Here is a 13762-nt window from a genome sequence, read left to right as displayed (position 1 = left end):
GAACAAAGTTCACCCGCCGCAGCTAATATTTTCAGACTGAATTAAATTATTTCTTCTCTTCAGTTACTGTTTCTTTGTTATCTGCTGATTTCTCAGTAGTTTTTGCTTTATCTCCGAAACGAGTTTGTGTCATTTCTCTGGAAACAGCAGCTTTTTCAAACTTTAGTTTTCCGGATAATGTTTCAATAACAAAACCGTCATCCTGAACCTGGGCAATTCTTCCGTGAAGACCGGATGTAAGTACTACTCTGGTTCCTACTTTAAGTTCTTCCTGAAAGTTTTTTTCCTGTTTTTGCTTTTTCATTTGAGGTCTGATCATCAGGAAATAAAACCCTACAAACATTACACCCATCATGATCAGCATCATTGATGAAGATCCCTGTGGCTGTGCCTGTAAAAATAATGTCAACATATTTTATAAATTATGGTTGAATGTTCGCAGTGAACGTTAATTTGATTGGAGCTTTTTCTACGTTTGCAAAAACATCTGCATACTTCTGAACGTTTCCATCAAAGTTCGAAGAGTCAAAATGCAATGTAATTTTTCCTTTTTTACCTGGCATAATAGGCTCTTTTGTAAAATCAGGAGCAGTACATCCGCATCCAGGTTTTACTTCAGAAATAACCAATGGATTTTTTCCTGTATTGGTCACTTCATATACGTGCTCTACTTTGTCTCCTTTCTTGATTTTTCCAAAGTCGAAGTTGCTTTCAGATAAAGCGATAGAGGTAGATGGCGCGTTAGAAACAGGGGCTGCAGCAGGCGCTTCTCCTGTTACGGATGTAGCAGCAGAGTCAGCTGTTACCGGAGTTCCTGCAGCTGTTGAATCAGTAACTACAGCTTCAGCACTTTGAGTTTCTTTGTTTTCTTTTTTACATGAAACTAATCCAAAGCCTATAATTGACAAGGCGATAATTGATAACGTCTTTTTCATTTTATATTCTATTTTGATCTTTACAATATTTATCTAAAATACCATTAATGAAGATATTCGAACGGTCTGTAGCAAATACTTTTGCAATCTCGATATATTCATTAATAATTACTCTTGAAGGCGTTAAGGCGAAGTTATCTAGCTCTGAAATAGCGGTTGACAAGATCACTTTATCCATCAGGGAAACTCTTTCAAGATCCCAGTTTTCTAATCTTTCTTCCAGCTTTTTCTCGTTGTTTTCCCAGTTGTTCAGGGTATCTTTCAATAACTTAGCTGCGAAGTTCTTGTCCTCTTCATCTTTAATCATTTTGATTAAAGTTCTGCTTTCTTCATCTTCTCTTAGGAATCCGATTGTTTTCTGTACCATTGAATTGGCAATATGAATATCATCATACCATGAAAGTTCTTTATCTCCAAGATAATCATGGAAATCATCATTTTCAGCAATATATCTTAAAAATAATTTCCCGATAAACTTCTGATCATCTTCAAAAGAAAATCCTTCTTCTTTCATGAAATCCTGATAACGTTTCCCTGCAGTAATTCTTTGGAAAGTCTTTACCAATAAATCATCATGCATATCCCACTTCAGCTGCTTGTGCTGACCTGTAAAGAATAATCTTTCCGGATTTTCTTCCAGCTTAAGCAATATCTGATTGTTGATGAATTTTTGGTTAGGATTAATATCAGCATCGGTTTTAAGGTATTTATTCTTTCCGATTTCAATTTGATGCTCAGCTAATTCTTTTAGACCTACTAAAAAATTAAGCTGATAGATATAGAGATAATAGATTTTCTCTATTCCAGCGAACATGTTTTTCTCTAAAACATCAAATTTTACAGGGTTCTGATAGTATGAATACACCGCCTGTACTACTTTTTCACGAATTTGTCGTCTTCCTAACATTCAAAGAGCTTTTTAATGAGTGCAAAGATACAAAATTTAAAATTGATGAAATTCGTAGAGTGAGGACATTTTTGTAATTTTGTAAAACTATATGAAAGCGCTAAAAACCTTAAACCCCTATTTTTGGAAACACAAAATACTATTGTTTTGGGGGGTACTCTTCATCATTGCCAGTAATTTTTTCAATATATATAAAGTTCAGTTTGTAGGAAAATCTGTAGATGAGCTTACTAAAAGCGGTAACCTTGGTTTCAATCAACAGGTTTTAGTCTATGTTGGGATCATTGTAGGCTGTTCACTTTTAACAGGAGTTTTTACTTTTATGATGCGGCAGACCATCATCGTTGCCTCCAGAAGAATTGAATATGAACTGAAGAATAAAATTTACAGACATTATCAGGATTTATCTTTAACGGATTATAAGCAAACGACTACCGGAGATTTAATGAACCGATTGAGTGAGGACGTGGTAGCCGTAAGGATGTATCTTGGTCCTGGAGTAATGTATGTGGCTAACCTTATTGTTCTTGTCCTGATTACGGCAATTTATATGGTAAAAACGGATGCTTCCATGACATTATGGACTTTATTGCCGCTTCCTATATTATCATTTGCTATTTATAAGGTAAGTTCAATCATTAATAAAAAGTCGAAGATAATGCAGAAAAGCCAGTCTGCAATTTCAACTTTTGTACAGGACAGTTTTTCAGGAATCCGTGTTGTGAAGTTTTTCGCAAGAGAAAAATATATTCAAAAAAACTATGGAATAAAAGTCACTGATTACCAGAATAAGGCTCTGGATCTGGCCAAAACAGAAGCTTATTTCTTTACGATTATTCTGTTTGTAATTGGCCTGTTGAATGTTGCCATTATCTGGATTGGTGGAACAAAATATATTGCAGGAGAATTAAGCATCGGTAAAATTGCTGATTTCTTCATGTATATTAACACCCTGATCTTCCCATTCTCTATGGTAGGCTGGGTAACATCCGTCAATCAGAGAGCTGAAGCTTCTATGCAAAGGATCAATGAATTTATGGATAAAAAGTCGGAGATCGTCAATACCAACTTTGAGACTTATCCTATTAAAGGAGATATAGAATTCAAAAATGTATCTTACGTTTATCCCAATACAGGTATTAAAGCACTTGAAAATTTAAGTTTTAAAATCAAAGCCGGGGAATCTCTGGCTATTATGGGAAAAACCGGAAGTGGAAAATCTACTATTGCACTGCTTTTATGCAGGCTGATTGATCCTACTGAAGGGGAAATCCTAGTTGATGGGAAAAACCTTAAAGAACATAATCTTGAGAACTATAGAAACTTTATCGGATACATTCCTCAGGAGAGCTATTTATTCTCTGATTCCATTGAAAATAACATTGGATTTGCGATTGATCATCCGTCCCATGAAAAAGTAATTGAGTACGCTCAGATTGCAGATGTTCATAAAAATATTGTGGACTTTAAAGAGCAATATAAAACACTTGTAGGTGAACGCGGGGTCATGCTTTCGGGGGGACAAAAGCAAAGAATTTGTATTGCCAGAGCTCTGATTAAGGATCCAAATATCATTATTTTTGACGATTCTTTATCTGCTTTAGACACTGAAACAGAGCAGAATATTCTTGAAAATATTGATAGAAAAATCAGCAATGCAACTTCCATAATTATCACACACAGAGAGTCTAGCGCTCAAAAAGCAGACCAGATTATTAACCTTACCGAAATTGCCAATTCTGTAACCGCATAGCTGTTTCATTCCTAATTGTTAAATAAATCATAAAAAAAATTTTGTGATTAAAAGAATTCTTTTATATTTGTTCTTAACAAGATTAAAAAATATCTAACAATGAGTGAATACAAGGAACGCCATGAAAATGAGATTTTCACGAAGGTGTTAAAAGCAGGGAGAAGAACTTATTTCTTTGATGTGCGCGAGACGAAAGCAGGAGATTATTATCTTACAATCACTGAGAGTAAGAAAAATTTCGGAGAGAATGGGGAAGCTACATTCGAGAAGCATAAAATTTACCTTTACAAGGAAGATTTTAAGAGTTTTCAGGAGATGTTTAATGAGTCCACAGATTTCATCATTAATGAAAAAGGTGAGGATGTAATTTCAGAAAAACATGATAAAGATTTCAAAAGCAGATCATTCACAATAGATTCTGACGACGAAGTTTAAAAAAGAATATCTAAAAACACAAGCATCTGAAAAAGATGCTTTTTTTATGCCCTGAAATGGGCTTATGTCAAAAATAAAAGGTACACTTAAAAAGCATACCTTTTTCGTTTTCAATTATACATACTCTCGTTTAATCTGCGACAATATAGTTGGATCCTGTATTTCATTGTCTTTAGCCAGCAATAGTACTTTTGATAATACTTCTGCCGATTTCGGATCATCGTCTGCAAAAGGCAGGAATAATCTTCCTCTATGCTGGGAATGAACCGGCAGAATTGACAAGTACATCCCCGGATTCTGATGAACAACAGCACTTCCCAAATGCACACTATACTCCGCCAACTGCCCTTTTATTAATACATGCGAGCCTTCAATTCTTACATTATCTAATTTAAATAGGCGTGCTGTTTCTGTCATCAATACAGCTCTCATTTCAATGGATGAATGACTGGCTTCAGGATCTACACTTCCTACATGTGCCACCGAAACCACCAAATCCACATCCCGCATTACTTCCGAGAACAGTCTTGGATTAATATTTTCAAAAGGAATATTCTTATAATCCTTTAATGAATGAAATTCTATGGTTTCCAAGGTTGGGCTTTCTATATCTGCTGGGGAAAACCAATCTGCCATGGCATATAATTTTACCTGAAAGCCTTCTTTATGATATACTTTCTGCAATCCTTCCTCATAATCTACCTTCCAGCCTCTTGTTTTAAGCAATGCCAGTGCCTGCTTTGGCTGAATCTGATGGCCTGCATATCTACGGGAAATAGATTTCTCTTTCAATTCATCAGGGGTAGGAACATAGAGTTCTCTGAAAATCTGCTTGAAAGGCTGAATCAGTTTTTCTTTAAAACAATAATGCTGATAATCACTCCAAACAGAATGTTCATGAAGATCTACACAATGCGCAATACGTAAAGTGTTTTCATCATTTAACTTCTGGATCTCACCATGAGCATTGATAAGACTTCCATCATGATAGAAACCAATTGTATGATCATTGGAAATAAACACTAGCTTCTCTAAATGCTTGACAATAACAGGATGTTCAAAAAGAGTTTTAATTTCTTTCAGGAAGAATTCGTCTCCTCTTACCATAGCTTCTTCCAATCCTTTTCTGGAGCGTGTCCACTGTTCCCGCATGATCTTGCGGTTGTTGGTTAATTCCACAATGGCTTTATCTTTTTTAATTTTCGGCGGAATAGATTTCAGCTGTTTATCATCTCTGAATACCACCAATTCTGCTTTCCCATTATCTTCTATGATTAAACCTACTGTTACACCATCAAGGGTTACTTGCGTTTCTTTTGACAGAAGTGATTGAATTTGTTTAGTTTCCATAGCCCATGTCAATCTTATCGGATCGGGATACCCGGCATTTCTTGCCAAATTCTCCAAAGCTACACGAATTGCAAGTGCTTCACTTGCCTGCTTCATTGAACCAAACTCTCTGCTTTCTTTTTTAAACTGCTGAATGTATTCATATCTGCTCAATACATCTTTTTCCGGATTTGTTTTGCTTAATGGCACTAATCCATAAACGCGTAGATAATCCTGATCCCGTTTATCTTTTACTTTAGCCGTAACCTCTTTAATCTTTAAGATTCCGGCTAAGGTATCAGAATAAAGCCTTGCTCTTCGGTGTCCATTACCGTCTGATATGTATTTTGCAGATTCATATAACATTTCCCAACGGGCCTTACCCAGCTCTTTATAGGCTTTTGTAAACCAATCTTTGTCTACAGCTCCATCTTTAAACTCCTGAATATATACGGATGAATATTTTGCCACCTCACTTTCAAGTTTTGCGTTCTGATCTTCATAAACACTGGTCTTGGTATGAGCATGCATCCACCATATTGCTGAATCCAGACCTTTCCAACCTAAGTAACTGCTGACGAGTGATTGCCATTGCGGCGCGTACACTGCTGCCTGAATCAAACGAAGCTCTGAGATTTTCTCTTTCTTCATCATTTCATCAAAAACCTTCTGAGTATCAGATCCTAAAGGATAACAATCTGAAATCAATTTAGAGAAGAGCTTTTGCTTGGTCATATTTTCATTCCTGTAAGCATAAATATAGTTGGCATACAATCCTGATTTCCCCAACCCTTTCAGAAGCTGAACCAAACGTTTCGCTCCATATATCGTATGAAACTCCTGTACAAAGTGAGAAACTGCAGTATTGGCATCACCGCGGATAACCTCTACATCAAGGAATTTATCCTGTATTTCCGCAATCATAGGTTTCAGGAAAGGAAATTCTTCCAGAATATTCTGATTACTATTGATCAGTTTACTTCTTGTAAGATCTCCTATTGCCGAATCTGCAGTAAGTATTCCTTCGTAAAGTTCTTCTTTGGTAATGAGTTTTAATTCATAAGCTTTACAGAAGAAATAGAAGTCAGGAACAGATTTGCTGATATTTTCTTTCAAACCGCTATGCTGCATCCATCGGTATAAATTCCATTGTTTGATATGCTGTTCATCGGTAAGATTCGCTTTGGGAATTGCCCATAAGAAAGGCTTAAAAAAATCAAGTTTCTGCCAGCCATTTCCCTGGTCCTGATAATAATAATCATTGCTATCTTTTCCTTTATAAGTAATCACACTTTCAGGAAGATTGGCAAAGACTGTACTGGCAGCATCTAATGCAAAATCTACACGCTCTTCGAAAACGAATTTATCCTTTAACGATTGTAGAATCATGATGATTGGATTTTCCCATGCATATCTTCCTTTCAGTGGATTTATTAAAAGATCTTTGTAATAGAATACATAATTCTCCATAAAATCTCTGAAGATTTTCCTGTCACAGCTTTCAGCCAATGTTAATAAAAATAAATCTCTCGGCTCTAAACCTGAATCTTGATACCATTGCCCCCAAACCTCATGCAAGGGATAATTTTCTACTAATTGTACAGAAGTAAAACCATCCGTATTTCTTTTAATCTGGCGGAAAGTATTTCCCATTAGCAAAGTAGTTACAGAACCATCCCATTCATCAGATTCATATTCATGATCTTTATGCTGGAGAAATAGATCATTAAGCTTCTTTATTTCTGCTTTTATATCATCCATAGGTTTTGTAAACCCATATTTATCTTTTTTAGTAGCCTGTGCATATACTGAGTCCGGTTCTACCTTTGGTAAAGCAAATTTTGATACCACTCCAGGATTATAAAAACCATATCCATTGTCTTCAGAAAGAATCGTCTGATCTTCGGATGGATTAATCTGATCCAATAAACCTTGTTCTCTTTCCGTTACTTTTGGTCTTTCAGCATATTGCTTCGTCCATGTGGTAATCTGAGCTGACACCCTTTTTCCCTTTTGAAGCTGAAGCATGATATCCAGAGATGCTGCACGCTGCTCCAGGTCTCCTTTATTCATCAATTCCTCAACCAGTGGAGTAAGAACACCATCTTCCTGCTCAATAACAACTTCTACAAGCTTTTTACGAAGCACGCCACCCTTTCTTTTAAATAGATCAAAGAAAACCATGATTTCTTCTTTGTTTAAAGGATCTTGCAACAATACATTGATTCCGGAAGCCACCAATGCTTCACCTCTGTCTTTTAAAATTTTAAAAGCAAATTCTTTTTGGAAAGCCGTTACTTTCAGTTTCTTTTTTCCTACCGCATATGAGAGGGAATAACAGTAAAATTCCCTTAATATATTCCGGGCCAATAATTCGCGTAATGAAAGGTCAAATTGATCGAAATAAGAAAGTAGCAAATCCAATTTATCACGATCTTCCCCTACCAGATAAAACATGGAAGCATACAGATCGCTTTTTTTGAAAGTAACATTTAGCCAAGAAAATATCTTCCCTTCAAATTTCTTTTCCTTGATCTCAATCTTTTGAGTCAGTTCATGGAGTTTTTCAAAGAAATCCGGATAGTCTGCATTATTGATGAAAAATTTCGTCTCAGTATTAGTGCTGAGTAATGTGGACATATGATCACCGGCAAAAGCTAATACTTCTACCTTCCCATCCAATACCGCTTTATAATACAATGGCATCTGAATGTAAGGATCAGCAGTTTCTGCCGCAAATTTAATGGCAAGACATTTCTTTTCCACATCTCCTTTTTCAAACAGCTGATGCAGATAGGGAATCGTTTTTTCAACATCCCAAACGCCCTGTACCCAAAGTGCCATATACACTTCATTATTATTCTTGCTTTTCACAGCCTCCGGAATTTCCTCAGGATGCTTGAAGTAATGATCTGCTAATGAAAGGATATTCTTTACTACAGATTCTTTCTCTGATTCCCAGCCTAAACCGGTCCAGGTATCTATAGCTCTTACAACAGATGAAAATCGGGTAAGCTTTTGCTCAATAATTACATTCGTCATATATTCCAAAGCCCCGATACTTGTTTCATCCAAAGCTTCCAGAATTGTCTGACGCAAGCCTTCCTGTCTTTGAGCAGCCAGTAAAAGCTTTTCTACCAATTCCCAGCACTTCTTCTGCTCACTATTGAGTAAAGCTTTAATAATATTCAGAGAGATTTTTCCTTCATGGTGTTTATTGAAAATAATATCTTCAATCAGTTGATAGATTACTGTATTTCCAGTATCTATGGCTGCTGACCATATATAAAAACGGCTTGAGTTATGTGTAAATTCATTATCATAAATAATTTGTTCTTCTAAAGACAGGTCAAAATTCTCGTCACCATTATAAGAATAAACACAAGGGAATATCATTAACTCTCTGATGAAATTAACCTGATTAAGCAATATATAATCTTCACGATGAGGAGCACGGAAAGAGCGTCTGAAATAGCTATTCTGATACATTTTGTATGGCATCTTATTCCATGAATCTTTTACAAGCTCCGCATTTTCTCCAAAAAGATAAATCAAGAGATCATAATATTCCTGATCTTCCCAAATATCAGGTTTGATAGATTCTTTGAACTTTTCAAATTCTTTTGAACCTAAGTTTACTCGCTCAAAATAATTAGGTTTACCTTTCAGTAATTTACCTAATTCCGCTGCTTCCTTTGTAAGGATCGGTCTGTCAGGAAAAAGCGAAGAAGGAACTCCTTGTTCTGAATGTTCTAAAAGGTCTTTCCTCTGCTTTTCATAAAAGTTTTTAATAAGTTTTTTCGATTCTAATTTTTTTGTGATTTCCATGTATGTTAGTTGTTAATAGAATTAGATTACCAATAGCTTCCTGCAAGAAAAGTAAGCCTGATAAAAGTAAATGTATGTTGTAAACTCAAATCTATGGTTTGGCCAAGGTCTGAAAACTGCTCATCATTGTAAAATACAGCGAACATCCCGTCTTCAAATGCCTGAATAGCATTATCCTGAGCTTTTTGTACATCAGCTTTTTTTAGATTATAAATACTTCCAAAGCCCACCTTACCCGTATCGGTAAGAATGTTCAGATAGTTATCTGTTGGGATCTTCGTAGAATCTTCATCTTCAAGCTCAAATGATTGAGCGTTAAATTTTTCAACTTGTTGCTGAACGATGAGCTTTAATAAGTTTTCTAAAGAGATAACTGAATCTTCGTAAATGATTTCAATTTTTTGTTCCGAAAGAACAGGATGCTTCCTGCCCAACTGCTTTACAGTGACTTTTATATTCATATTTGAACTTAGTGTGCTTAAATATAGTAAAATTTAAAACCCATATTGTATCAAATTGAGGTTTTATGACGAATATCAAGGAAAAACAAAGTCAGTAGTGAATTTTTCAGGCAAGTGAATTACAAATAAAGAGAAACAGGGATTATTACTCATTATTAATTGCTCATTATTCATGAATCAGCTCCGATAGAAATGGTTACCCTCAACAAGCAATGCCATTTTTAAGTGCCGACTTGAGGAGTATGAGCGAATACCGGGAAAAAGCTTCCGGAAAAAAGATAAAAAATAGACATTATTTCACCATAGAAACAGGTGTAAAATAAAAAAGTACACTTTCAAAAAGTGTACTTTCTTTGGGTGAATGAGGGGTCTCGAACCCCCGACCTTCGGAACCACAATCCGACGCTCTAACCAACTGAGCTACAATCACCGTTTTCTGAGTGCAAATATAGGACAATTTCCTCAACTACCAAACAATTCCGTCAAAATTTTTCAAAGAAATTAATCTTTCAGATGTAAATCCCTCAGCATAAGTAACTCCCGATAATCGGCCTAAATCCTGTGCACGGTATGTTAAACTCTCAAAAAAGTCTTTTGTGGTAATAGGCGTCTCAGGCTCTTTAGAAGTTGGGTCATAAAACTGAGTTTTATAAGCCATACATGAAGCAATTTTTTTATCCAGAAATTCTGAAATGTCAATAACAAATTCCGGTTTGATATCTTTCCACTGAATATAATGAAAAACATGCTTGGGTCTCCATACTTCCTGAGCTTCTCCTTCCTCTACCGTCTCTATTTTTCTCAATCCGGACAAAAAGCACGCATCCGATACTAATTTCGCTCCTTTTGCATGATCCGGATGTCTGTCATCAATTGCATTCGCTAAGACGATTTCCGGTCTGTATTTGCGAATCATTTTTACGATCCTCATTTGGTATTCTTCGGAATTCACCAAAAAGCCATCTTTCATTCCCAGATTCTCTCGTGCAGAGAGCCCCAGAATTTTGGCAGCATCTGCTGCCTCTGCTTTTCTAGTTTCATCAGTACCTCTTGTTCCGAGTTCTCCTCTGGTAAGATCTACCACAACACATTTTTTTCCTTCAGAAACCATTTTGGCAATAGTTCCGCCACATCCTAGTTCTACATCATCAGGATGTGCTCCAAAAGCAAGTATATCAGTTTTCATATAATCAAAGATAAGGTTTAAAATAAAAACTTCCCAAACATTACGAATGGGAAGTTTTAATATCTATAATTTAAATTTTAAATTATTTGTTGATCTCTGCATTAAGTTTTACAGCATCCTGGTAAGTAGGGTCTAACTGTAATGACTTCGCTACATAGTCTTTAGCTTTTGCCATATCAGATTCTTTGCTCATATAAGCTACTGCAAAGTAAGCATAAGCAAGAGTCTGTTTGTTTGCTTCCTGATCAGCTGGTTTTACAGTACTGATGAATTTTTCATAAGCAATCTTCGCAGCGTCATTGTTTCCTGCCTGTTGGTAAGAATACCCCTGGCTGTAGTAAGCCGGTGCCCAATCAGGAAGAAGCGCAGACATTTTCTGCCATGTAAGGATCGCTCCGCTCCAGTTTTTTGCATCCTGGTAAGCTGTTGCTAATTTAAATAGTGCATCAGAATCCTGGCTGTTAGCAGCTACCTGCTTCTTCAATGCTTCGATTGCAGGGTTTGTAGGTCCTTTATCAACGTCAGCCTGAGAAGCACCACCACCTCCAGCGATATTTGCCAATTCTAAATCCCACTTCATTGTTTCATCTTTTGCAGCTTTAGCAATAGCAATTTTCTGTTGAGACTCTGTTGTTAAAGCAGATTTTTTAGCTGCATCTTTCTCGTCTTTTGCTAATCCAGCAGCGATAAGTCCTTGTAGACCTTGGTCAGCTGGTAATATTCTTGTTTTCTCTGCCTGAGATACAAAAGTATCCATGTTTTGCTTAGCCCCCGCATAGTTTTTATCAGAGTAGTCCTGATAAGCTCTTAGTTTGAACTTGATAGGGTCTTCAATTTTATCAAAGATCTTATCTAAAACTGTTTTAGAGTTTGCGTAATCTTCGTTCGTGAAGTATAATTTAGAAATTTCTAATTGAGTATATGGATCTTCATCAGCATATTTTGTATAGTTGATAAGGTCTTGTGTAGCCTTTGCATTTTGCTGGTATCTGATATCATATCCAGCCATAGCCTTATATGCAGGAGCATAGGTAGCATCTACTCCAATTGCTTTATCAATATTTTGTTTTGCTTGTTGCCATTGTTGAGCAGCCATCCATAAAGTAGCCATTCTTGTATAAACGGAAGCTTTATTTTTAGCTAAAGGTAACGCTTTGTCATAAGCAGACATTGCTTCACCTGGTGATCTTTTCAATCTGTAAGCATCTCCTAAAGTATAATAATAATGTGCAGGAACTCCTTTCTTTTCAGCTTTTTCAATTGCTTTAGTAAGGAATTGAATCGCAAGATCCGGAGAACTGTTCTTTTCAAATAAAGTTAAAGCTTCTGCTGCTCTGAATAATACATCAGCATCTTTCTCTTTAGAATCAGTTACTACTTTCTGAATTTCAGCAATAGCGCTTTTGTCTCCTTTTCCTAATTTTACGGTAGCTAAACCAATTTTATTAAGAAAGCTTTTACCATCGGCAGCCAGTCCTTTGTTAAAGTTTTCAGTAGCCTTTGCATAATCAGGTTCTCCTTGCTTTAAGAAAGTATTCCCTAAATAGAAGTAGTTTTCAGCGGTAGGCTCTTTAGCGATCATATCAGTGAAGTTTGTTTTTGCCTGAGCAAATTTATCACTGTCTATACTGTTAATACCATCCTGCAACGTCTGTGCAGTGGCAAAACCGGTAAAAAATACCACGGCTGCTCCAAAAGCAATCTTCTTTACATTCATAATCATTATATCTTTCATTTTATATTTTCTAATCAATTGAGTTATATTCTACACAATTTTCAGACCAAAATATATTATTTATTATGGCTAAATTGTGAATTTAATAATTTTTAACGCATCTGTACCTCTCTTTTGTACAGGTTATAAGGTTGTAAGCCCTCTTTCTGAACAATTTTCTGTCCCAAATGAGTACATGAAAATCTTATGAATCCACTTGCAATATTGAATCCACCTTCATTAGCCAGGAAATAAAGAACTCTGGTAAATGGATAATCCATAGAACGAAGCCCTTCAGAATCGGCATTGTAAGTTTTTCCATTATTAACTACCGGAAGAACTTTCACCATATCTCTCAACTTCTCAGAAGCTTTATCATAAGGTCGGCTGAAAGTATTAAGTCCTATAACGCCTATTTTATTCGGATATTTCCCTAACTCCTCAATAACCTTCTGGTTTCCCGGAATAATGGAAAATTTAAGGTCTTTCGGCTGTTTTTTTAATTTTTCAGCTACAAAATTCAGATTACTGGAGTTCGTTCCATCAAAAATAAAATCCTTCTTGTCTGAAAGCAGTCCGTTACTGATCTCATCCATAGAGATACTTTCTCTAGGAGAATCTTTTGGAACCACAAAAACTACTGCATCTGCTGCAAATTTTGCAGGAGTAAATTTTAATTGGGTTCTTTCTTCGTAAGTTTTGATCTCTTCTGCATTAAGGTTTCGAGACATTACAATAATCTTTGCCTTATCATTTAATAAGTCAATAAAACCTAAATCTTCTTTTTTTGTTTCGACTTTAATCTTTGTTTCAGGATAGCTGATCATATACCCATCAGCCAATGCTTCTGTAACACTTTGAAAAGAACCGTCCGTAAAAATTGTTAGATTACCTTTATTATAAGAAGGAGTATTATCGTCTTTTTTTTTGCAGCCTGCTAGCATTACAGTAAGGGCAACAACAGCTGCAGCTTTAAAAAAGCTATTCTTCATCTTTGGATTTTTTGATTTGTGAAATGGCTCTATAGATTCTGAATACACCATAAAGCGCAAACACCCCGCCTAAAGCATAGGCAATAATAGGGTCTAAAATAGTAAAAAAGAATCTGTAGATCATTACTACAATTCCTAAGACAATATAAAACAATCCCGCAATAAGGGATAACCACTTGAACATCATGTAACAAAAATACGAAAAAAATAAAAAGAGAAGCA

Annotated in this window: 11 protein-coding genes and 1 tRNA gene; 2 read left to right on the top strand and 10 right to left on the bottom strand. The window is 35.9% G+C overall.

The window, feature by feature from the left end; genetic code table 11:
• Positions 1-46: 46 nt before the first annotated feature.
• The 3 genes from yajC to WH267_RS14290 are packed head-to-tail and all read right to left on the bottom strand — an operon-like array spanning position 47 to position 1842.
• Complete coding sequence (yajC, locus tag WH267_RS14300; protein ID WP_123320910.1) at positions 47-412, bottom strand: preprotein translocase subunit YajC; 366 nt, start codon at positions 410-412, stop codon at positions 47-49.
• A gap of 10 nt (positions 413-422) precedes the next feature.
• Positions 423-935 carry a DUF1573 domain-containing protein gene (locus WH267_RS14295; RefSeq protein WP_340009148.1) on the bottom strand — a complete coding sequence of 171 codons (513 nt, stop codon included), beginning with the start codon at positions 933-935 and terminating at the stop codon, positions 423-425.
• A gap of 1 nt (position 936) precedes the next feature.
• Positions 937-1842, bottom strand: a complete 906-nt coding sequence (locus tag WH267_RS14290) for a transcription antitermination protein NusB (RefSeq protein ID WP_340009146.1) — start codon at positions 1840-1842, stop codon at positions 937-939.
• Positions 1843-1933: 91 nt separating this feature from the next.
• Here WH267_RS14290 and WH267_RS14285 point away from each other — a divergent pair, with 91 nt between their 5' ends.
• Together WH267_RS14285 and WH267_RS14280 are read left to right on the top strand one after the other, a co-directional pair.
• The gene (locus WH267_RS14285; RefSeq protein WP_123320912.1) at positions 1934-3595 is read left to right on the top strand and encodes an ABC transporter ATP-binding protein; all 1662 of its coding nucleotides are present in this window, start codon (positions 1934-1936) and stop codon (positions 3593-3595) included.
• A gap of 99 nt (positions 3596-3694) precedes the next feature.
• Positions 3695-4030, top strand: coding sequence for a DUF3276 family protein (locus WH267_RS14280; RefSeq protein WP_027375472.1), 336 nt, complete (start codon positions 3695-3697; stop codon positions 4028-4030).
• Positions 4031-4144: 114 nt separating this feature from the next.
• Here the strand turns inward: WH267_RS14280 and WH267_RS14275 are convergent, their stop codons facing one another.
• The 7 genes from WH267_RS14275 to WH267_RS14245 all read right to left on the bottom strand — a co-directional run bounded on the left by WH267_RS14275 (position 4145) and on the right by WH267_RS14245 (position 13727).
• Positions 4145-9187 carry a DUF4132 domain-containing protein gene (locus tag WH267_RS14275; protein WP_340009142.1) on the bottom strand — a complete coding sequence of 1681 codons (5043 nt, stop codon included), beginning with the start codon at positions 9185-9187 and terminating at the stop codon, positions 4145-4147.
• Between the two features lie 26 nt (positions 9188-9213).
• Positions 9214-9648: a hypothetical protein gene (locus tag WH267_RS14270; protein WP_340009140.1), complete on the bottom strand. Its 435-nt coding sequence runs from the start codon at positions 9646-9648 to the stop codon at positions 9214-9216.
• 355 nt (positions 9649-10003) lie between these two features.
• A tRNA-His gene (locus tag WH267_RS14265) sits at positions 10004-10079 on the bottom strand.
• 35 nt (positions 10080-10114) lie between these two features.
• Positions 10115-10834 carry a bacillithiol biosynthesis deacetylase BshB1 gene (gene bshB1 / locus WH267_RS14260; RefSeq protein ID WP_115970492.1) on the bottom strand — a complete coding sequence of 240 codons (720 nt, stop codon included), beginning with the start codon at positions 10832-10834 and terminating at the stop codon, positions 10115-10117.
• A gap of 82 nt (positions 10835-10916) precedes the next feature.
• Positions 10917-12569 (bottom strand): tetratricopeptide repeat protein, encoded by a 1653-nt coding sequence (locus WH267_RS14255; RefSeq protein ID WP_340009138.1) that lies wholly within the window; start codon positions 12567-12569, stop codon positions 10917-10919.
• A 92-nt stretch (positions 12570-12661) separates the two neighbouring features.
• A complete protein-coding gene (locus tag WH267_RS14250) occupies positions 12662-13540 on the bottom strand; it encodes a PstS family phosphate ABC transporter substrate-binding protein (protein ID WP_340009136.1) in 879 nt (292 codons plus the stop codon).
• Positions 13530-13727 carry a C4-dicarboxylate ABC transporter gene (locus tag WH267_RS14245; protein ID WP_185018900.1) on the bottom strand — a complete coding sequence of 66 codons (198 nt, stop codon included), beginning with the start codon at positions 13725-13727 and terminating at the stop codon, positions 13530-13532. Before WH267_RS14245 ends, WH267_RS14250 begins: the two co-directional genes overlap by 11 nt.
• Positions 13728-13762: the final 35 nt, after the last annotated feature.

Origin of the sequence: Chryseobacterium sp. MYb328, from assembly GCF_037572595.1 — a bacterium.
GTDB lineage: Bacteria > Bacteroidota > Bacteroidia > Flavobacteriales > Weeksellaceae > Chryseobacterium > Chryseobacterium pennae.
Note: the sequence above shows the minus strand (reverse complement) of the source record. Positions and strands in the feature narration are given on the sequence as shown.

Bases quoted from the DNA above. Each gene is read 5' to 3' on its own strand.
- yajC (WP_123320910.1), bottom strand. From the start codon at position 412: ATGTTGACATTATTTTTACAGGCACAGCCACAGGGATCTTCATCAATG.
- WH267_RS14295 (WP_340009148.1), bottom strand. From the start codon at position 935: ATGAAAAAGACGTTATCAATTATCGCCTTGTCAATTATAGGCTTTGGA.
- WH267_RS14290 (WP_340009146.1), bottom strand. From the start codon at position 1,842: ATGTTAGGAAGACGACAAATTCGTGAAAAAGTAGTACAGGCGGTGTAT.
- WH267_RS14285 (WP_123320912.1), top strand. From the start codon at position 1,934: ATGAAAGCGCTAAAAACCTTAAACCCCTATTTTTGGAAACACAAAATA.
- WH267_RS14280 (WP_027375472.1), top strand. From the start codon at position 3,695: ATGAGTGAATACAAGGAACGCCATGAAAATGAGATTTTCACGAAGGTG.
- WH267_RS14275 (WP_340009142.1), bottom strand. From the start codon at position 9,187: ATGGAAATCACAAAAAAATTAGAATCGAAAAAACTTATTAAAAACTTT.
- WH267_RS14270 (WP_340009140.1), bottom strand. From the start codon at position 9,648: ATGAATATAAAAGTCACTGTAAAGCAGTTGGGCAGGAAGCATCCTGTT.
- bshB1 (WP_115970492.1), bottom strand. From the start codon at position 10,834: ATGAAAACTGATATACTTGCTTTTGGAGCACATCCTGATGATGTAGAA.
- WH267_RS14255 (WP_340009138.1), bottom strand. From the start codon at position 12,569: ATGAAAGATATAATGATTATGAATGTAAAGAAGATTGCTTTTGGAGCA.
- WH267_RS14250 (WP_340009136.1), bottom strand. From the start codon at position 13,540: ATGAAGAATAGCTTTTTTAAAGCTGCAGCTGTTGTTGCCCTTACTGTA.
- WH267_RS14245 (WP_185018900.1), bottom strand. From the start codon at position 13,727: ATGATGTTCAAGTGGTTATCCCTTATTGCGGGATTGTTTTATATTGTC.